Source organism: Streptomyces sp. NPDC048370 (genome assembly GCF_043200825.1).
In the GTDB taxonomy this organism is placed as follows: domain Bacteria; phylum Actinomycetota; class Actinomycetes; order Streptomycetales; family Streptomycetaceae; genus Streptomyces.
In genome coordinates this window covers 1-18575 of record NZ_JBICYI010000001.1, presented here as the reverse complement: position 1 = coordinate 18575, position 18575 = coordinate 1, and the positions used below count along the sequence as shown (strand labels likewise).

Below are 18575 nucleotides of genomic sequence, written 5' to 3'. Positions count from 1 at the left end.
AGTGCGGTGGTCGAGCGGGTCAGCCGTTGTAGGCCGCGAGGATCCGGGTGAACTCCCACGCCTGCTGGCCGATGCCCGAGCAGGTGTCGGCGCCGCCGCCGGTGCAGGGCCGGTCGCGGTTGACGGACCAGAAGGTGAGACGGGCCAGGTGGCGCTGCTGCGCGTAGGCGAGGATCGTGCGGAAGTCGGCCTGGGTGATGGTCTCGCCGACGTCCGTGACGCCGTTCATCGAGGAGATGCCGGTGTGGCGGTAGGCCTGGTCGTCGCTGTATCCGTACGCGTTCTTCACGGCGGTCTTGAGTCCTTCGGCCGCGCGGACGCTCAGGGTGCCCATGTTCTGTCCGTTGCCGCCGAAGTTGAACGGCATGATGGTCCAGCTGTCGACCGTCAGACCGGCCGCGGCGGCGCGGTTGACGAGGCTGGTGTCGGGGCCGTTCTGGCCGGTGCCGAAGGTGATGTACACCTTCAGGCCGGGGTTGTCGGCCCTGACGGTCTTCAGGGCGTCCACCGTGCGCTGCTGGACGGTGGGGCTGTCGTAGGCCGCGGCCTCGATGTCGATGTCGATGGCCTTCAGGCCGTACGCGTTGATGACCTTCTGGTAGGCGGCGGCGAGTTCACCGGCGCTGGAGCAGGAGCTCTCCAGCTTGTTGCCGCTCCACCCGCCGAAGGAGGGTATGACGTCGCCGCCGGCCGCGCGGACGGTGTTGACCGTCTGCTGGTCGACGCCTCCGAGGAGCGGACGGCTGCCGTCCCACTGCGGGTTGCAGTAGCCGTTGCTGAGGACGAAGGCGAGCGTGAACCACTTGACGCCGGTGGCGTTCATGACCGTCGTCGGGCTCGGCGGGCTGCCCCAGCCGTTGTAGAGGTACGGCGCCACGGCCATGTTGCCGCCGGGGCCCGGGTCGGTCCCGCCGGGCGGGGGAGCCGTCCACTTCTGGTTCGCCGCACCGGTGCAGGTCCAGATCTGTAGCCGGGTGCCGTTGGCCGAGCTGTTGCCGGTGGCGTCCAGGCACTTGTCCGCCTGCGGGTTGACGATGTCGCGGGCCGCGGTCACCGTCCAGCGCTGGGCGGCGGAGCCGTTGCACTCCCAGAGCTGCAGCGTCGTCCCGTTCGCCGTACCGCCCGAGGTCACGTCCAGGCACTTGCCGAGTGCCTTGACGGTGCCGTCGGCGCCCACGTCCCAGGTCTGGGCGGCGGTGCCGTTGCAGTCGTAGAGCTGAACGGCGGTGCCGTTCGCCGTGTTGGCTCCCGCCACGTCGACGCACTTGCCCCCGATCCCGGTGATGCTACCGGCGGCGGCTTGGGCGGGGACGTCGGTGGCGACGGTGATTCCACCGGCGGCGAGAGCGAGTGCCGCCACGGTGAGTGGCAGGCGGATCCGGTGCATGGGGGGTCCTCTCGGTGGGGGGTGGCTCGTCGGGGGACGTGGGCGCCGGTCGGCGGTGCCCGCCGCCGACCGCTGTTCAGGTGCGTGAACGTCGTCCGACTTTCTGCGCGATGAAAGTAAAGGTCTGAACCAAGCGCGTCAATACTCCACACATTCAGATCTTGAACGCGCAACGCCGCTGGGCAGGGCCCCAGTTGGGATTCGCGCCCGGTTGACGTGAAGTCTTGACGACATGTGTGCGCCGTTGTTGATTCCTTGACGCCGCGTCGACATGGCCCTGTCCATGGCCGATCGGCCAACGCCGCCCCCGGAGCACAGGACCGGCTGGGCGGCCCCGGAGTGCCCGGCGGCGACACCGACCCCCAGACCGGCCTGCCCAACCCCGGCAGCGGCGGCCCCGGCGGCAACGGCGGGCGGGGCGGCAACGGCGGCGGAGGCGGCGGCTGGTTCGGCGGCGGAGGAGGCTCCGGCGGAGGAGGCTCCGGCGGCGGCAACCCCGACAACCTGCCGGGCGCCGGGGGCGGCGGTGACAGCGGGTACGCCGCCCCCACCGCGACCGGAGCCGGCCTGACCCCGGGCGTCAACCGGGGCAACGGCCGGGCCGTCATCACCTGGCGGTACGACACCGTCCTCGCCCTCACCGCGGACACCACCACCCCGCTGTACGGGCACCGTACGACCCTCACCGCGGACGTCACCTCTCCCGCCGGAGGTACCCCGACCGGCAGCGTCGTCCTCCTCGACGGTGAAACGCCCCTCGGCACCGTGCCGTTGACGGACGGGCGGGCCGTGCTGCGTACGCCGGTGCTGCGGCCGGGCAGCCACGCCATCACCGCCCGGTACGAGGGCGACCCGCTGCACAGCACGAGCGGCAGCCCTCAACCGCTCGCCGTCACCGTCGGGTTCAGCCGTCCCTGCCTGACCGGACACCACGCGGGCCCGCTCACGGTGGCCGGCGGAGAGTCGCTCTGCCTTGCACAGGGAGCTCGGCAGTCGGGTCCGGTACGGATCGAGCCCGGCGGCGCGCTCGCGGCATCGGGCGCCGCGTTCACCGGACCGTTCTCCGCGGACAGCGCCCTCGCCCTGTCCCTGTGCGATGCGCGCGTCACCGGCCCGCTGACCCTGCGCGGCACCGTCGGCCCGGCCGCCCTGTGCGACGGCGCTTCGGTCACGGGCCCGGTCACCCTCGCGTCCAACACGGGCGGCACCACGCTGTCCGATGCCACCGTCACAGGACCCTTGAGGTGCGAGGGCAACACCCCCGCCCCGGAGCTGCCGGGAACCACCGTCCACGGTCCGCGCTTCGGCCAGTGCCGCTGATTCCGGCGACGGCGGCGGATCGACGGCGGTGAACGCCGGCGCGGGCAGGAGCGCGACCCCTGCCCGCGCCGGCCATCGAAGAGAGGGCGCCCGTCGGAGGTTCTACGCTGAGGCGAGGGAGATCTCGGTCGACTTGATCAGTGCGACGACGGAGGAGCCTTCGGCCAGGCCCAGATCGGCGACGGCGTCCTTGGTGATCGCGGCGGTCAGCTCGCCTCCCTCGACGCTGACCTTGACCGAGGCCATGGCGCCTCCGGTGGCGACGCCTGCGACGGTGCCGGGGATCTGGTTGCGGATCGAGAGGCCCTCGACCGGGCCGGTGGCGAGGGCGACCTCGGTGGACTTCACGAGGGTCCTGACCGCGGATCCTTCGGTGATCCCGAGCTCCTTGACGGCCTCCAGGGTGATCGCGGCGGTCACGTCCTGGCCGCCGGCGAGGCGGACCTTGACGGTCGCCATGACCTCGCCCGGGGAGACGGCGACGACGGTTCCGGCGATCTGGTTGCGGATGGACAGGCTCATGCAGACACGCCTCACAGGAAAGTCGGTGCGGTTTCACCAGGCAAACGCCTGATGTGGTGCACATGCTCGCTCAACCCGCCTTCCCGGCGTCGGAGTCGGCGTCGGAGTCCGTCGGCGATTCTTCCGGGGTGCTTCGGCCGCCCGGGTGGCGTACGGCGCACAGGAAGGCCAGGCCGAGGGCGATGGCCATGCCGTAGAAGACCCACTGGTTGGCCTGGGCGAAGTCCGCCTGGATCGCGGTCATGGCGTCCCGCGTCGCCTCGGCGACCTGGCCACTGCCCGTGGGCGGGGTGGAGTCCCCGTGTCCCGACACCGAGTCGCTGATGCCCCGCGCGACCTGGTCCGCCACCCCGGGGGAGAAACCCCGCTCCCGCAGGGTCTCCGTCACGTTCTCCGTCATGGCCCGGGACAGCAGGGTGCCGAACACCGCCATGCCCACGCTCGCCGCGTAGTTGCGTACGGTCTGGGTGATGCCGGTGACCTCGCCGTACGAGGTCCCGATGGCGCGGTTCACCGCGTCCGTCGAGGCCGGGGCCAGGATGAAGCCGATGCCCGCGCCGGCGAGCGCCGCGTACGGCCATTGGTCGTGCATGGACAGGTTGGTCAGTTCGTTCGCCCACAGGGCGAAGCCCACCGCGCCCAGGACGGCTCCGGCCTTCAGCGCCGGGCGCGCGCCCCGCTTGTCGAGGATCCGCCCGCCCCACTGGGAGGCCAGGGCGAAGCCGGCGAAGAAGTACAGCAGGAACAGGGCCGCCTGGTTGGGCGAGGCGCTCAGGGACACCTGGGCGTAGACCGAGGAGAAGAAGAACACCGGGACGAACGCGAGCATCGCGAAGAACAGCACGGCGTTGTCCACCGCGAACGCCTTGTCCCGGAAGACCCGCAGGTCGATCAGGGGATGGCGGACGCCGCGTTCGTACCGCACGAAGACGTAGAGGACCGCGAGGCCGCCCGCGACGCACAGCCATGTCGCCCAGCTGTCCCACCCCCACGACTGGGCCTGCTGGAAGCCGAGGACGCTCAGGCCCATGCCGACGGCGACGAGCACCGCGCCCGGCACGTCCAGGGTCCCGGAGCGCGGCCGGTCCGCGATGTGCGCGAAGGCGGTGAGGACCAGGGCCACGATCGCCACGGGCACGTTGACCCAGAAGACGGCGCGCCAGGTCCACGAGGCCGTCAGCCAGCCGCCGAGCAGAGGCCCGACGGCCGTCAGCGCGCCGGAGATCCCGAAGAACAGGGCGAGCGCCCGGCCGCGCCGCTCGACGGGGAACACGGCCACCACCACGGCGAGCGCGGCCGGGAAGAGCAGCGCCGCGCCGAACCCCTGCACGGCCCGGAAGGCGATGAGCCAGGTCTGGGCGTAGTCGCCGGAGGGGACGCAGCCGCACAGGACCGAGGCGATGACGAAGACGAGCGTGCCGACGACGACGACGCGCCGGGGCCCGTAGAGGTCGGCAAGGCGGCCGCCCAGGGCGAAGAACGCCGCGAGGGCGAGGAGGTACGCGTTGACGACCCACTGCATGCCCGAACTCGAAAGGCCGAGCTCGCGCACGATGTCGGGGGCGGCGATGGACACGATGGTCTGGTCGATGAAGGTCATCGCCACCGCGAACATCATCGCCGCGAGGGCCACCGTCTGGTTCGGGCTCCGCGCGGACGCCTTGCTCGCGTCGCGCGGCCCCGGACCTGGTTCCGTCCGGCTGCTCACCCTGCCCAGTTTGATCCCGTCCGGGCTGTTCCGCACCAGCTGAGGGAGTCGACGGTGCCCGGGCAGGCAAGTCGACGGGTGCCCGGAAGGGCACGCCGACTCACGCCGGCTTGCGCCACACGGAGATGTGCTTCGCGGAGTCCTGGGTGAACGGCGCCCCGTCCCAGTCCGCGACGCGACGTTCCCGTTCGAGTCCGGCGATCCGTGCCATCAGGTCGAGCTCGGCCGGCCAGGCGTACCGGTGCCGGGAGTTCTCGCGGCGGTAGCGGCCGTCGTCGCCGTCGCGGGTGAAGTGGTGCGAGACGAGGATCTGTTCGACCAGGTCGAAGGTGTCGAGGCCCATGTGTCGCGCGGAGACGTCGAACGGCACCGCGACCTGGCCCGGCGGCAGGAACCGGAGGGGCGGCACGCCCAGTTCGACGACGAAACGGCCGCCGGGCGCCAGATGACGTGCGGCGTTGCGGAAGCACTCGACCTGCTCGTTCTGCGTGAGCAGGTTGGAGATGGTGTTGTAGACGAGGTAGACCAGGGTGAACTCGCCGGGGACGACGGTCGTCGCCATGTCCCCGATGGTCACCGGGAGCGTGTCCTCGTCGACCTTGCGCCGTAGCACCGCTGCCATGTGCTCGGACAGTTCGATGCCCGCCACCGGCACGCCGCGTTCCCGGAGCGGGACGCCGACCCGTCCGGTTCCGATGGCGAATTCCAACGCCCGTCCGTCTCCGGCGAGTTCGGCGAGGAAGGTGAGGGTCGGTCCGAGGACGGCGGCCGACGACATCTCGGTCTCCTCGGCGTCGTAGCGGTCGGCGGTCGCGCGGGTCCACAGCTCACCGCTTGTCACGGGCGGCACTCTGCCGGGCACGGAGCGGGCCTGTCGACGCAATTTCCTGTCCCTCGGGGGCTCTAGGGTCTTTCGTTTGGATCAGGCCAGACCCCGCGAGCCCGGCCTGATCCAAACGAAAGGCCCTAGCTGTCATCGGCGGCGGTCAGCACCTCCACGCCGAGCGCCTCGACCTGCTCCACCACGGGATCGTGCGGGGCCGCGTCCGTGATCAGGGCCGTGACCTTCCGCCAGGGCAGGACACGGAAGCGGGACGCCGTGCCGATCTTCTCGGAGGAGGCGAGGACGTACGTCTCCGCGGCCCGCGCGGACAAGGCGCGCTTCATCGCCGCCTCCTCGGCGTCGCCTGTGGTGAGGCCCGCCTCGGGGTGGACGCCCGTGACGCCGAGCAGGCAGAGGTCGGCGGAGACGTACTGCGCGGCTTCGACGGCGGCGGCGCCGCACGTGACCGCCGAATGCTTGAAGACGCGGCCCCCGAGGAGGAAGAGCTCGGCCCGCGGGTGGTCGAGCAGGGCCGCGGCGACCGTGGGGCTGTGGGTGATCACCGTGCAGTCGAGGTCCTGCGGGAGGGCGCGGGCGACGGCCAGGGCGGTCGTTCCGCCGTCGAGGATCACGGCACCGCCCGGCCGCACCAGGCCCGCGGCCAGCGACGCGACCTTCTGTTTGCCGTCCGGGGCGACCGTCCGCCGGGCCGCGTAGTCGACCACCGCGGGCGAGACGGGCAGCGCACCCCCGTACACCCGTTGGCACAGTCCCTCGGCGGCGAGGTCGCGCAGGTCGCGCCGCACGCTGTCCTCCGAGATCCCCAGGTCGGCGGCGACGTCCTTGGCGACGATCTTGCCCTCGCGGGCGAGCAGGGCGAGCAGGTGGTCGCGGCGCTCAGCAGCCAACATGCACGGTCTCTCCTGTTCTTGCACGTTTCTGCATGTACCCTAGCGCCTCATGACCGACAAGCCCACGCCCACCCCGATCGGTGCGGCCGCGTGACCGCCCCCCGCCCCGGCGTCGACACCCCCGACCACCGCGGCCGCACCGGCCTCGACCGGGCCGGACGCGACCTGCGCCGCAACCCCGACGTCGTCGTCCGCGACGTCGAACTCACCTCGCAGGGCTGGCACGTCCTGCGGCGGACCACCTTCGACCACCGGCGCCGCGACGGACGCTGGGAGACCCAGCAGCGGGAGACGTACGACCGGGGGAACGGCGCGGTCGTCCTGCCGTACGACACCGACCGCGGGTGCGTCCTGCTCACCCGGCAGTTCCGCTATCCCGCCTACGTCAACGGCCACCCCGACGGCATGCTCGTCGAGGCGGCCGCGGGGCTGCTCGACGCCGACGACCCGCAAACCGCCGTCCGGCGCGAGAGCGCCGAGGAGCTCGGTGTCGTCCTCGGGCCCCTCACCCACGTCCTCGACGCCTACATGAGCCCCGGCTCCGTCACCGAACGCCTCCACTTCTTCGCCGCCCCCTACACCCCGGCCGACCGGACCGGAACCGGCGGCGGAGTCGAGGCCGAGGGCGAGGACATCGAGGTGCTCGAACTCCCCTTCACCGAAGCCCTCGCCATGAGCCTCGACGGACGTATCGTCGACGGCAAGACGGTCCTGCTGCTGCAATGGGCCGCCCTCCGCGGGCCCTTCGCCGCCCAGCGCTGAACCGCCCGGCCGCCGCGCCGGACGTCAGACGACCGACAGAACGATCGTCAGACGACCGACAGAACGATCGTCAGACGACCGACAGGACGATCTTGCCGGTCGTACGGCCCCGCTCGCCGAGCTCGTGGGCCTTCGCGGCCTCGGACAGCGGCAGGACGGTGTCGACGACCGGGCGCAGCGCGCCGCTCTCCACCAGCGCCGTGATCTCGCGCAGGCCCAGGTGGTCGGGCTCGACCAGGACCCATGCGGCCCGTACGCCCTCGGGGGCCGCGGGCACGTCGTCGGGGCCGGGAAGGGTGATCAGTCGACCCCCGGTCCGCAGCACCTTCAGGGAACGCTCGGCCGTCTCGCCGCCGAGCGCGTCGAGGACGATGTCGACGTCGGAGACGACGTCCTCGAACCGGGCCTTGCGGTAGTCGACCACCTCGTCCGCGCCCAGCTCCCGGAGCAGCTCGTGCTTGGCGGCGCTGGCGGTGCCGATGACGTACGCCCCGCGCGCCTTGGCGATCTGGACGGCGAGGTGGCCCACACCGCCCGCGGCGGCGTGCACGAGCACACGCTCGCCGGGCTGTACGTCCGCCGCGTCGACCAGGGCCTGCCAGGCGGTCAGCGCGGCCAGCGGCAGAGCCGCGGCCTCCACATGGGTGAGGGACGCCGGCTTCGGCGCGAGGTGGCGCGCAGGCGCCACGACGTACTCGGCGTACCCGCCCGCCTGCCGGGGGAACAGCGGCATCCCGAAGACCTCGTCGCCCGCGCGGAGGTTCCCGACGCCCGGCCCCACCGCCTCGACCGTGCCGGAGACGTCCCAGCCGACGATCGGCAGCGCGTCCCAGTCGATCAGGGCGCCGCTCGCGCGGGTCTTCCAGTCCACCGGGTTCACACCGGCGGCGTGCACCCGCACAAGGACCTCGTTCAGGCCAGGCTCAGGGCGCTCCACCTCGCGCTCCACCAGCTGCTCCGGACCGCCCCACTGCTCCACGACCACCGCGCGCATGCTCTCCGCCTCGTTCCTTCTCGATCGGTCCGCCGGAACCCCTCCGGCGGCGACCCGTTCACGATCCCGTCTCCCGGCCCCTCCTGGTATTGGCCCTCAGGCCACTATGTGACAGGATTTGGCCATGAGCTTGGCCATGGACGAGACGACCCCGGCGACCTCCTCACGCGTCCACCGCATCGCGGTGCTCGCCCTGCCCGGAGTGCCGCCCTTCGAGCTCGGCATCCCCTCCCGCGTCTTCGGCAGCGTCCAGGACGCCGACGGCGGCCCGCTGTACGAGGTCACCGTCTGCACCGCCGACGGCGCGCCCGTCCTGAGCGACGCCGGTTTCGTCGTCCAGCCGGCGGCGGGCCCCGAGGCGCTCGCCGCCGCCGACACCGTCGTCGTCCCGCCGACGCACGCCATGCCGGAGCTGGGGCGCGGCGGCCCGCTGCCGCCCGAGGTCGCCGCCGCCATCGCCGCGATCCGGCCGGGCACCCGCCTGGTGTCCATCTGCACCGGGTCGTACGTGCTCGCCGCCGCGGGTCTGCTCGACGGCCGGCCGGCCACCACCCACTGGAATCTGGCCCCCGAGTTCCGGCAGGCGTACCCCGCGGTCAAGCTCGACGAGGACGTGCTCTTCGTCGACGACGGCGACGTGCTCACCTCGGCCGGAGTGGCCGCCGGGGTCGACCTCTGCCTGCACATGATCCGCCGCGACCACGGTGCCGCGGCGGCCAACCGCGCGGCCCGCATGTGCGTCGTACCGCCGTGGCGGGACGGCGGGCAGGCCCAGTTCATCGACCGGCCCGTGCCCGAGCCGACCCTCGCCAGCACGACCGCGACGCGCGCCTGGGCCCTCGAACACCTCGGGGAGCCCCTCACCCTCGGCCGCCTCGCCGAGCACGCGCGGATGAGCCTGCGGTCGTTCACCCGCCGGTTCCGGGACGAGGTCGGGATGACGCCCGTGCAGTGGCTCACGGCCCAGCGCCTGGAACTGGCCAAACAGCTCCTGGAGACCACCGACCTCCCCGTCGACCTCGTGGCACACCGGGCGGGCATCGGCTCCGGCAACTCCCTGCGCGCGCACATGCGGACGGCCTTCGGCGTCTCACCGGCCGCCTACCGGCGCACGTTCGGCGCGTCCGACCCCGTCGGCACGGGCGCGGCGAAGCGGAACGGATAGGCGGTACGTCCGCCGGCGGCGGTGGCGGGTCAGCCCGCCCAGCGTCCCGAGAAGAAGGCCACGGCGAGGACGACGGAGAGCGGGACCGACAGGCAGAGCCAGCCGGCCGAAAGCCGGGGCCTGCGGAGCGTCCAGCAGGCGAGGCCGATCCACAGCGGCCACCACAGGAGGGTGGCGCGGGGGATGGACATGTACCAGTACGAGGTGCCCAGGGCCCACAGGTTGAGCGCGATGTAGACGGCCTCGGGCCAACGCCGGGCGCGCGCGAGCAGGACCACCGTGACGAGGCCGACGCCCATGGCGACGAGCTCGGCCTGCCACATCAGGGCGTACGGGGCGGTGTAGCCGTGACCGAACGCGGCCTCCCAGGTGGTGCCCCAGGCCTCCCAGGGGGTGTGGAACTCGCGGTACCAGCCGCGTTCCTGGGCGTGCTTCCAGGCCATCCGGTCACCGGTGTGCCCGTACAGGTACCAGGAGTAGAGGAGCGGTGGGAGCGCCGGCAGGGCCAGCCACGGCAGTCGGCGCAGCTCGCCGCGCCGATGGGCCGTCAGGGCGAAGTGGACGACGAGCGCGGCGACGAGGAAGAGCCCGCTCACGCGCACGGTGGTCGCGCAGGTCGCCAGGAGCGCGGCGAGCCGCCAGTCGTGGCGCAGCGCGGCGAGCCAGGCCGGCAGGGCGAAGGCGAGGAAGAGGGCCTCGGTGTAGCCGACGGCGAGGAAGAGGGCGCACGGCGAGACGAGCAGCAGGAGGACGGCCCGGCGGGCGTCGGCCACCTGGGGCAGGTGGAGCCGGGCGATGCGGCCGAGCGCGACGACGGCGACGGCTCCTGCGACGAAGGAGATGAGCAGCCCCGCGGCGGTCCAGTCGCCCACGAGGGGGTGCAGCGCCCTCAGGAGGAGCGGGAAGCCGGGGAAGAAGGCCTCCCTGTTGTCCCATGGTTCGGGCCGGGCCGCGGGGTCGTCCGGGAAGTAGCCGTCGCGCGCGATGTGCAGGTAGTGGTTCCAGTCCCACTGCCCGACGACGGCCCCGAACGTTTCGGGGTGGTGGGCCTCGGGATCGCGCGGGAAGAGCCAGGCGGTGCAGTACGCGGTGAGGAGGAGGGCGACCCTCGTGAACAGATAGAGCGTCAGGACGTCGCGGTCACCGGCGTCGAGGCGGAGACGGAGACGGAGGCGGAGGCGGAGGCGGCGTGGCCGTGTCGACGGGCGGCCGGGGTCGCGGAGAGCGGTCGGCGCCGGCGGCGCGGTGCTCGGGACATCTCGGTCTATGAGGGTCATAGGGGGCGTCTGCTTCTCTCGGAGGGCGTGACGGGGCGCGGGACGGCCTGTTGTGCGGTGGCGGTCCCGGAAGGGCGGGGGTGGGTGCGGCCCTAGGGCCTTTCGGCGCCGCCGGGCGGCGCTGTGGTCGTGGCGCCCGGCGCGACGGAGCCGGGAGGGGTCGGCGGCGGGGAGGTGGTGGTGCCGATCGGGGGCGGGAGGGTGGCGCTCGTGCTCGTACTCGACGGAGCCGGGCCGCTCACCGACGGGCTGGTCGCGGGCACGACCGGCTGGGAGGAGCCGGGCAGCAGGGTGGCGAGCGCCGCCCCGCCGCCGCCCAGGACGAGGCACGCGCCCACGGCCAGTGCCGCGAGGCGGCGGCGGTGGACGCGCCGCCCGCGGGCGCTGATCTCGGCGGCAGGCGCATAGGAGGCGTGGGCCCGGCCCGCGTCGGCGGCCGCCTCGAAGAGCGACCTCAGCGGGTCGTGGGACGGGTCGTCGTGGGACGGGTCACGGGACTCATTCACCGGATGCCTCCTCGCCGGACGGGTGGTCGGTACGGGGGCGTGCGCCCCGCTGGTCTTCGGTACGGGGTCGTACGCCCCGCGGGTCCTCGATCCGGTGGGCGAGAGTCGCCCGGCCGCGGGACAGATGGGTCTTGACGGTGCCGGTCGACAGACCGGTCTCGGCGGCGACCTGGTCGACGCTCAGGTCGCACAGGTAGTGCAGGGCGAGGGTGCGCCGCTGCTGCGGAGGGAGTCCGCGCAACGCGTCGACGAGCACGAGGTGGTCCGGCTCGGGGCCCTCGACCCACGGCGGCGCGCCACCGCGCCGCCACGCCTCGGTCGTACGCCGACGGAACCGCCAGCGGCTCACCGCGAGCCGCCAGGCGACCGTACGGATCCACGCCTCGGGCTGGCCGTCCCGGTCGAGCTGCCGCCGCCGGTTCCAGCCCTTGACGAAGGCCTCCTGCACGACGTCCTGCGCCTCGTGCAGGTCGCCGAGCATCACGTACAACTGGCCCGTGAGCCGCGCCACCGCGTGGGCGTAGAACTCTTCGAACTCCTCGACGGTCAACGAACACTCCCGGATCTCCGACTACACCCCGCATACGCCTGCCGTGGGCCCGCCGGTTGACACGGAAACCCAGGAACAAGAGTGATCGTGATCACGCAACCGAGCCCGGAGGACACGCGTCCGCGGTTGCCGCGGATACACGGCAACGAGGCGCCTGACGGGCAAAAGCCCAGGTCAGGCGCCTCGGGATGGCTTCTGGCAGAAGCCGATCTCCTGCGGGGCTCAGGCCGCCGCGGGGGTGTAGTGGCTGGCGTCGTCGCCCTCGACGACGTGGCTGAGCGTGCCGTCGACACCGGCCGGGACATCGCCCGCGACGGTCACGCGGTGCAGCAGTCGCGGCAGGTCGCCGTAGTCGTCGGGGGCGTAGTGCTGGGTGATGCGGTTGTCGAACAGGACGAGGTCCCCCGGCTGCCAGGCCACGCGCACGATGTTCTCGGGGCGGGTGACGTACGACTGGAAGATGCGCAGCAGGTCGCGGGATTCGGAGGGGCTGAGCCCGACGATGCTCTGGGCGAAGCCGCCGATGAACAGCCCCCGCTCCCCGGTCTCGGGGTGGACCCGGACGACCGGGTGGGCGGTGCGGTACCTCCGGGAGACGAACTGCTTGCGGTGCTCGGCCGCCTTCTCGCTCTTAGGAGCGGCGTAGTCGTAGGCGTTCGTGTGCTCCGCCCACAGCTTGTCGGCCAGCTCCCGCAGGGGCACGGGCAGGTCCCGGTAGGCGGCGCCCGTGTTGGCGATGAGGGTGTTGCCGCCGTAGGGCGGGACCACGATGCCGCGCAGCGTGGACGCCTTGGGCGGCGTACGGACGAAGGTGACGTCCGTGTGCCATTGGTTGGCGCGGATGCCCTCGTCGCCGTCGACCGGCAGGATCTGCGGCTGGCCGTCGACGGACGGCACGGTCGGGTGCGCGGTGGTGAGTTCGCCGAAGAGGGAGGCGAAGCGGAGCTGGCCCGCCTCGTCGAGGCGCTGGTCGCGGAAGACGAGCGCCTTGTGCTCCAGGAGCGCGGAGTTGATCTCGGTGACGACGGCCGGGGCGAGGTCGGCGCCGAGGTCCACACCGAGGATCTCCGCGCCGATACGCCCTCCGATCCTGCGGACGTCGAAGCCGGTACTGGTGGTCATGGGAAGGGTCCTTTCGGGAGGCGGTCAGGATGTGATGGGCAGTGAGGGGCGCGTGTCCCCGGCCGTTCCGAGGGACGGGCCGACGGCTCGCAGCCGGTTGGTGGGGCGGGCGAGGCCGTAGTGCTCGCGCAGGGTGCGGCCCTCGTACTCCGTGCGGAACAGGCCGCGGGCCTGCAGGATCGGGACGACCTGGTCGACGAAGTCCTCCAGACCGCCCGGCAGAAGGGGCGGCATGATGTTGAAGCCGTCGGCGGCGCCTTCGGTGAACCACTCCTGGAGCTCGTCGGCGATCTGCTCCGGAGTGCCGGCGAAGACGCGGTGGCCGCGTCCGGCGCCGAGGCGGGCGATGAGCTGGCGTACGGTCAGGCCGTCGCGGCGGGCGAGCTCGGCGACGAGCGTGAAACGACTCTTGTTGCCGTTGATGTCCCGCTCCTCGGGAAGCTCGGGCAGCGGCCCGTCCAGCGGCAGCCCCGTCAGATCGGTGCCGAGCATTCCGGACAGCTGGGCGAGCCCGTACTCGGGGATCTGCAGCTCGGTGAGCTCCTGCTCAAGGGCGCGTGCCTCGGCCTCCGTCGAGCCGATGACCGGCGCGATGCCCGGCAGCACGAGGAGTTGGTCCTCGCTACGGCCGTGGCGCGCGAGCCGTGACGTGAGGTCCTTGTAGAACGCCTGGCCGTCGGCGAGCGTCTGTTGGGCGGTGAAGACGGCCTCGGCGTACCGCGCGGCGAACTCCTTGCCGTCCTCCGACGAACCGGCCTGCACCAGCAGCGGGTGGCCCTGAGGGCTCCGCGGAACGTTCAGCGGACCCTGTACCCCGAAGTGCTCCCCGCGGTGATCGATCGCCCGCACCCGGTCGGTGTCCGCGTAGACACCACGCTCACGGTCGAGCAGGATCGCGTCGTCCTCCCAGCTGTCCCACAGCTTGGTGGTGACCTCGACGAACTCCCGGGCCCGCTCGTAGCGGAGCCGGTGCTCCAGGTGCTCCTCCCGGCCGAAGTTGCGGGCCTCGTTCACGGTGCCGGAGGTGACGATGTTCCAGCCGGCCCGGCCGCCGCTGATGTGGTCCAGGGAGGCGAACTTGCGGGCGGTGTGGAAGGGCTCGTTGAAGGTGGTGGAGACGGTGGCGATCAGCCCGACGCGCTCGGTGACCGCCGCGAGCGCGGACAGCAGCGTGAGCGGTTCGAAGCCGCCGAGCGCGTTGTACCGGGCGTTCCCCCACAGGGCGAGCCCGTCGGCGAGGAAGACCGAGTCGAGCAGCCCGCGCTCGGCGGTCTGCGCGAGCTGCTGGAAGTAGCGCAGATCGGTGACCCGTTCGGGCTGGGTACGGGGGTGGCGCCAGGCGGCGTCGTGGTGGCCGGCGTTCATCAGGAAGGCGTTGAGGTGCAGTCGGCGGGGGCTGGTCGCGGGCATGAGGTTCCTCGGATCGGGGGCGGTGAAGGCGATCGGGGCTGCGAGGCGGCAGCGGACAAGGCGATGGGGTCGCGATGCGGGGACGGTGGGGCCGGATCAGTCGCCGGGGGACACGCGCCAGGAGCTGAGCCGGCGCTCCAGGACCACCAGGAGCTGGTTGAAGGTCACGCCGATGGCGGAGATCGTGATGATCCCCGCGTACATCTGCGGGATCGCGAAGTTGTACTGCGAGGCGTTGATCAGATAGCCGAGCCCCGCCTTGGCCCCGATCATCTCGGCGGCGACGAGGACCAGGATCGACCCCGCTCCGGCCAGCCGGATGCCGGTGAACATCACGGGCACCGCGGACGGCAGGATGACCTTCTGGAACAGACGGGGCGCGGACAGGTCCATCGACTTCGCGAGCTTCAGGAGTGTGGGGTCGACACTGCGTACGGCGCTGATCGTGTTGAGCAGGATCGGCCAGGTGCACGCGTACACCACGATGGAGATCTTCGAGGTCTCCCCGATGCCCAGGAGCAGGACGAAGACGGGCAGGAGGGCCAGCGCGGCGGTGTTGCGGAACACCTCGAGGAGCGGTCCGAGCAGATCGGCGACGGGCCGGTACCAGCCGATCAGCAGACCGAGGGGTACGGCGACGGCCACGGCCAGACCGAATCCGCTGAACGAACGCACCAGGCTGGCGGAGGTGTTGTCGGCGAGCTGACCGTCGGCCGCCAGCGCCCACCAGGCGAGGGCGACCTCGCTGAACGGGGGCAGGAAGGTCCGGTCGACGAGGCCGAGCCGCGGCGCGGTCTCCCACAGCAGGAGGAGGGCCGCGATCGCGGCGGACTTGGTGACCCCGGTCGCCAGGAGGGACGTCAGCCGCCGGAGCGCCCGGCGGACGGGGACCGGCAGGGAGGGAGCTCGGGGCGACAGGGCGGGGGAGCGGGCGCCTTCGTCGAGGCCGGCCGGGACCGGTGGGGGAGTCTTCTCGGTCGTGATGGTGGTGCGGGTCGTGAGGCTCATACGGATGCCTCCTGCTTCTCCAACTGCTGGGCCCTGGCGACCTCGTCGTGCAGCAGCGACCAGATCTCATGACGGTGGCGTGCGAACTCGGGAGTGGAACGGATGTCGTCCGTGCTGGTACGGGAGTCGAGGGCGACCGGCACGACCTGCTTGATACGACCGGGCCTGGACGTCATCACGGCGACGCGCTGCCCCAGATAGACGGCCTCGTCGATGCTGTGCGTGATGAAGACGACGGTCTTTCCTGTTCGCTGCCAGATGCGGAGCAGCTCGTCCTGCAACGACTCACGGGTCTGGGCGTCGAGCGCGGCGAAGGGCTCGTCCATGAGCAGCACGTCCGGGTCGTAGGCAAGGCTGCGGGCGATCGCCACCCGTTGCCGCATTCCGCCCGACAGCTCGTGCGGATGCCGGTTCTCGAACCCGGTCAGGCCGACCAGATCCAGGAACTCCCGTGCCCGCGCGCCCCGTTCGCGGCGTGGTACGCCCGTGGCCTCCAGCCCGAACTCGACGTTTCCCTGCGCCGTACGCCAGGGCAGCAGCGCGTACTGCTGGAAGACGATGCCGCGGTTCAGGCCGGGGCCTGTGACGGGTTCGCCGTCCAGCAGGATCCGTCCGCCGGTGGGCCGGGCGAGGCCGCCTAGCAGATCAAGGAGAGTCGACTTGCCGCAGCCGCTGGGGCCCACCAGGACGACGAACTCGCCCGCCGCCATCTCCAGGTCGATGCCGTCGACGGCGGTGAACTCCCTTGATTTCGGGGAGTCCTTGACCGTGAAGACCTTCCGTATGCCCTCGAACACGATCTTGGGTGTCGTGGGTGTCGTCGGTGTACTCGATGTACGGGACGGAGTGGACGTCGGCATGGGATCAGCTCCCGCTCGTCGAGGCGGAGGGGGCCGGTGAGGTGGGCGCTGTGCCGCCCTCACCGGCGGTGTTGAACTCGTTGGTGTAGAGGTCGTCCGCCGTGACCTGGCCTTTCTGGATGTCGCCGCGCTCGGCCAACCAGTCGATCCAGAGCTGGAGTTCCTTGCCGGTGATCCGGCCCGCCGTCTCGGCGACGCCGTAGGACCGCCAGTACTTGAGGGGTGTGGTGTCCTCGTTGCGTCCGCGCTTCTTCACGATGTCCGTCATCCGGGCGATGACCTCCGCGCGCGGAGTGGTGCGCGACCACTCGATGGCCCGTCCCACCGCGGTGACGAAGGTCCGGGCCGTGTCGGGGTTCTGCTTGAGGAAGCGGTCCGTCATCACGTAGGTGCCGGCGCTGAACGCGCCGAGCAGTTCGAAGTCCGTGAAGAGCGGCCGTATTCCACCGGTCGCGAGGGCCTTGTCCCGCAGAATGCCGCCGAGTACGGCCACTTCGATCTGTCTCTGGCGCAGTGACTGCTCGGTGTTCACCGGAGGCACGACCAGCGGCTCGACCTTGTCGATCTCCGCCGCGGACAGACCGCCACGCTGGAGATAGATGTCGAGCATCGCCTCCGCGTGGGCCCCGAGGGTGTTCATCCCGACCTTCTTGCCGGTCAGATCGCGGGCGGAACGGATCGGGCTGTCCTTGAGGACGTAATAGCCGCTGTAGGCGTACTGGTCGGATCCGTAATAGCTGACGACGGCCTTGATGGGAGCCTTGTTCGCGGCCAGTTTGACGACCGCGCCGTTGAACGCGCCGCCGAAATCCGTCTGCCCGGTGGCCGCGGACTGGATGTCCTGCGGCCCACTGATCGTATTGCCGACCCACTCCAGCTTCACATCCCCCAGATAGCCGAGGTCATCGGCCAGCTCCGGCAAGGTCACCTGTCCCGCCCAGCCCTGGTAGCGCAGCGTCCGGGTCTGGCCCTTTCCGGCGGTCCCTGTGGCGCTCGTGCCGCAGCTCACCGCGACCGCGGAGAGACCGAGCAGGGTGAGGAACCGTCGTCGCGTCGACGCCATCGTGGTCATGGAGAGTCCTGTTCGCATTCGATGGAACGGCTGGATGGCGCCCATGCGAAAAAGGGCGCGCCAGGGTTCTGGGCAAGGGAAAGGGGACCGCCGAACGGCGGGAAAGGGAATCTGGCCGGAATGCTCCGGCGGGCAGGAGAAAGAGGCCTGCCGGTGGGTCTATCGACCGACAGCACAGATGGCGCTGGCTTGACGTCGAAGATCGACGTGCAGCCGCGCGGCGAGGTTCTCGGAACTGCTCACGACCAAGAGACTCGCAGTGGAATCCGGACACGTCAACGGCTTGTCCTGCTGCGTCTCGCATACTGAATCTCATGCCATACGGGTGAAGTACGGCGTTCACAACCGGCCCGTCAAAGGGTCGGAGAAACCTTTCTTCTGGTGATCGTTCCACGAGGTGGGGTGGTTCGTCCCAGGGGAACCCGCGAGCCGCGATGAGTTCTGCGGCGTCCGGTGGTCATACTGTCGAGCCCGTTTCCGAGGAGGACTTCTGATGCGCAGCGTGACTTATTCGATGAACGTCTCACTCGACGGCTACATCGTCGGGCCGGACGGCGACTTCGACTGGTCGGCCCCCGACGACGAGGTCTTCCGCTTCTGGATCGACGAGACGCGAAAGCTCGACGTCCACCTCTTGGGGCGGCGGCTGTACGAGACGATGCTGTACTGGGAGACCGCCGCCCAGGATCCGACGCTCGACGCCCCGACGCGCGAGTGGATCGAGATCTGGAATCCGCTTCCCAAGGTGGTGTTCTCCACCACGCTGTCGACGGTGCAGGGCAACGCCCGCCTGGCTTCCGGCAGCGTGGCTGAGGAGATCGAGCGGTTGCGAGCCGAGCCGGGGGAGGGAGGCATCGCGATCGGCGGTGCGACTCTCGCCGCCGAGGCGGCCGCGTCGGGTCTGATCGACGAGTATCAGGCCGTGGTCTACCCGGTGCTGGTCGGCGGTGGCATTCCGTTCTTTCCCCGAGCTGAGCGCCGGGTGGATCTCGAACTCGTCGAGACCCGCACCTTCAGCTCGAAGTTCGCCTACCTCCGCTACCGCGTGACCCGCTAGGGTCTTTCGTTTGGATCATGCCGGGCTCGCGGGCTCTGGTGCCGTGCCTCGCCGCGTTGTCGTCGGTTGCCATGGCTCCGCCATGACGCCCTCCTCCGCCTTGCGATGCACGGCACCAGAG

At 71.3% G+C, this 18575-nt stretch carries 19 protein-coding genes; 4 read left to right on the top strand and 15 right to left on the bottom strand.

Annotated features, from left to right (window positions below; translation table 11 throughout):
* Nucleotides 1-19 precede the first annotated feature (19 nt).
* Nucleotides 20-1387: a ricin-type beta-trefoil lectin domain protein gene (locus ACGFYP_RS00095; RefSeq protein ID WP_393485003.1), complete on the bottom strand. Its 1368-nt coding sequence runs from the start codon at nt 1385-1387 to the stop codon at nt 20-22.
* Between the two features lie 339 nt (nt 1388-1726).
* Here ACGFYP_RS00095 and ACGFYP_RS00090 point away from each other — a divergent pair, with 339 nt between their 5' ends.
* Complete coding sequence (locus ACGFYP_RS00090) at nt 1727-2707, top strand: Ig-like domain-containing protein (protein WP_393485002.1); 981 nt, start codon at nt 1727-1729, stop codon at nt 2705-2707.
* A gap of 102 nt (nt 2708-2809) precedes the next feature.
* On the opposite strand, the gene ACGFYP_RS00085 is transcribed toward ACGFYP_RS00090, so the two are convergent.
* The 4 genes from ACGFYP_RS00085 to ACGFYP_RS00070 form a co-directional block, all read right to left on the bottom strand.
* Nucleotides 2810-3229 carry a molybdopterin-binding protein gene (locus ACGFYP_RS00085; protein ID WP_393485001.1) on the bottom strand — a complete coding sequence of 140 codons (420 nt, stop codon included), beginning with the start codon at nt 3227-3229 and terminating at the stop codon, nt 2810-2812.
* 70 nt (nt 3230-3299) lie between these two features.
* On the bottom strand, nt 3300-4847 hold the full coding sequence (locus ACGFYP_RS00080; RefSeq protein ID WP_393485971.1) for an MFS transporter: 1548 nt from the start codon (nt 4845-4847) through the stop codon (nt 3300-3302).
* A 190-nt stretch (nt 4848-5037) separates the two neighbouring features.
* A complete protein-coding gene (locus ACGFYP_RS00075) occupies nt 5038-5778 on the bottom strand; it encodes a class I SAM-dependent DNA methyltransferase (protein ID WP_393485000.1) in 741 nt (246 codons plus the stop codon).
* A 125-nt stretch (nt 5779-5903) separates the two neighbouring features.
* On the bottom strand, nt 5904-6671 hold the full coding sequence (locus tag ACGFYP_RS00070) for a DeoR/GlpR family DNA-binding transcription regulator (RefSeq protein ID WP_393484999.1): 768 nt from the start codon (nt 6669-6671) through the stop codon (nt 5904-5906).
* Between the two features lie 90 nt (nt 6672-6761).
* On the opposite strand from ACGFYP_RS00070, the gene ACGFYP_RS00065 reads away from it, so the two are divergent.
* Nucleotides 6762-7433, top strand: coding sequence for an NUDIX domain-containing protein (locus ACGFYP_RS00065; RefSeq protein WP_393484998.1), 672 nt, complete (start codon nt 6762-6764; stop codon nt 7431-7433).
* A gap of 70 nt (nt 7434-7503) precedes the next feature.
* On the opposite strand, the gene ACGFYP_RS00060 is transcribed toward ACGFYP_RS00065, so the two are convergent.
* Nucleotides 7504-8427: an NADP-dependent oxidoreductase gene (locus tag ACGFYP_RS00060; RefSeq protein WP_393484997.1), complete on the bottom strand. Its 924-nt coding sequence runs from the start codon at nt 8425-8427 to the stop codon at nt 7504-7506.
* 124 nt (nt 8428-8551) lie between these two features.
* Between ACGFYP_RS00060 and ACGFYP_RS00055 the strand changes: the two genes are divergently transcribed.
* Complete coding sequence (locus ACGFYP_RS00055) at nt 8552-9592, top strand: GlxA family transcriptional regulator (protein ID WP_393484996.1); 1041 nt, start codon at nt 8552-8554, stop codon at nt 9590-9592.
* A gap of 29 nt (nt 9593-9621) precedes the next feature.
* Here ACGFYP_RS00055 and ACGFYP_RS00050 read toward each other — a convergent pair whose 3' ends face one another.
* From ACGFYP_RS00050 to ACGFYP_RS00010, 9 genes are all read right to left on the bottom strand, one after another.
* Nucleotides 9622-10869 carry a mannosyltransferase family protein gene (locus ACGFYP_RS00050; protein ID WP_393484995.1) on the bottom strand — a complete coding sequence of 416 codons (1248 nt, stop codon included), beginning with the start codon at nt 10867-10869 and terminating at the stop codon, nt 9622-9624.
* Between the two features lie 92 nt (nt 10870-10961).
* Nucleotides 10962-11375, bottom strand: coding sequence for a hypothetical protein (locus tag ACGFYP_RS00045; RefSeq protein WP_393484994.1), 414 nt, complete (start codon nt 11373-11375; stop codon nt 10962-10964).
* A complete protein-coding gene (locus ACGFYP_RS00040) occupies nt 11368-11925 on the bottom strand; it encodes a SigE family RNA polymerase sigma factor (RefSeq protein WP_393484993.1) in 558 nt (185 codons plus the stop codon). Before ACGFYP_RS00040 ends, ACGFYP_RS00045 begins: the two co-directional genes overlap by 8 nt.
* Before the next feature lie 222 nt (nt 11926-12147).
* Entirely contained in the window at nt 12148-13047 is a 900-nt protein-coding gene (locus ACGFYP_RS00035) for a TauD/TfdA dioxygenase family protein (protein WP_393484992.1), read from the bottom strand.
* A gap of 24 nt (nt 13048-13071) precedes the next feature.
* The gene (locus ACGFYP_RS00030) at nt 13072-14457 is read right to left on the bottom strand and encodes an LLM class flavin-dependent oxidoreductase (protein WP_393484991.1); all 1386 of its coding nucleotides are present in this window, start codon (nt 14455-14457) and stop codon (nt 13072-13074) included.
* Between the two features lie 96 nt (nt 14458-14553).
* Nucleotides 14554-15465, bottom strand: coding sequence for an ABC transporter permease (locus ACGFYP_RS00025; protein ID WP_393484990.1), 912 nt, complete (start codon nt 15463-15465; stop codon nt 14554-14556).
* A complete protein-coding gene (locus tag ACGFYP_RS00020; RefSeq protein ID WP_393484989.1) occupies nt 15462-16325 on the bottom strand; it encodes an ABC transporter ATP-binding protein in 864 nt (287 codons plus the stop codon). Before ACGFYP_RS00020 ends, ACGFYP_RS00025 begins: the two co-directional genes overlap by 4 nt.
* A 4-nt stretch (nt 16326-16329) precedes the next feature.
* Complete coding sequence (locus ACGFYP_RS00015) at nt 16330-17397, bottom strand: ABC transporter substrate-binding protein (protein ID WP_393484988.1); 1068 nt, start codon at nt 17395-17397, stop codon at nt 16330-16332.
* A gap of 159 nt (nt 17398-17556) precedes the next feature.
* Nucleotides 17557-17640 carry a putative leader peptide gene (locus ACGFYP_RS00010; protein WP_361956324.1) on the bottom strand — a complete coding sequence of 28 codons (84 nt, stop codon included), beginning with the start codon at nt 17638-17640 and terminating at the stop codon, nt 17557-17559.
* Between the two features lie 250 nt (nt 17641-17890).
* On the opposite strand from ACGFYP_RS00010, the gene ACGFYP_RS00005 reads away from it, so the two are divergent.
* Entirely contained in the window at nt 17891-18454 is a 564-nt protein-coding gene (locus tag ACGFYP_RS00005) for a dihydrofolate reductase family protein (protein WP_393484987.1), read from the top strand.
* Nucleotides 18455-18575: the final 121 nt, after the last annotated feature.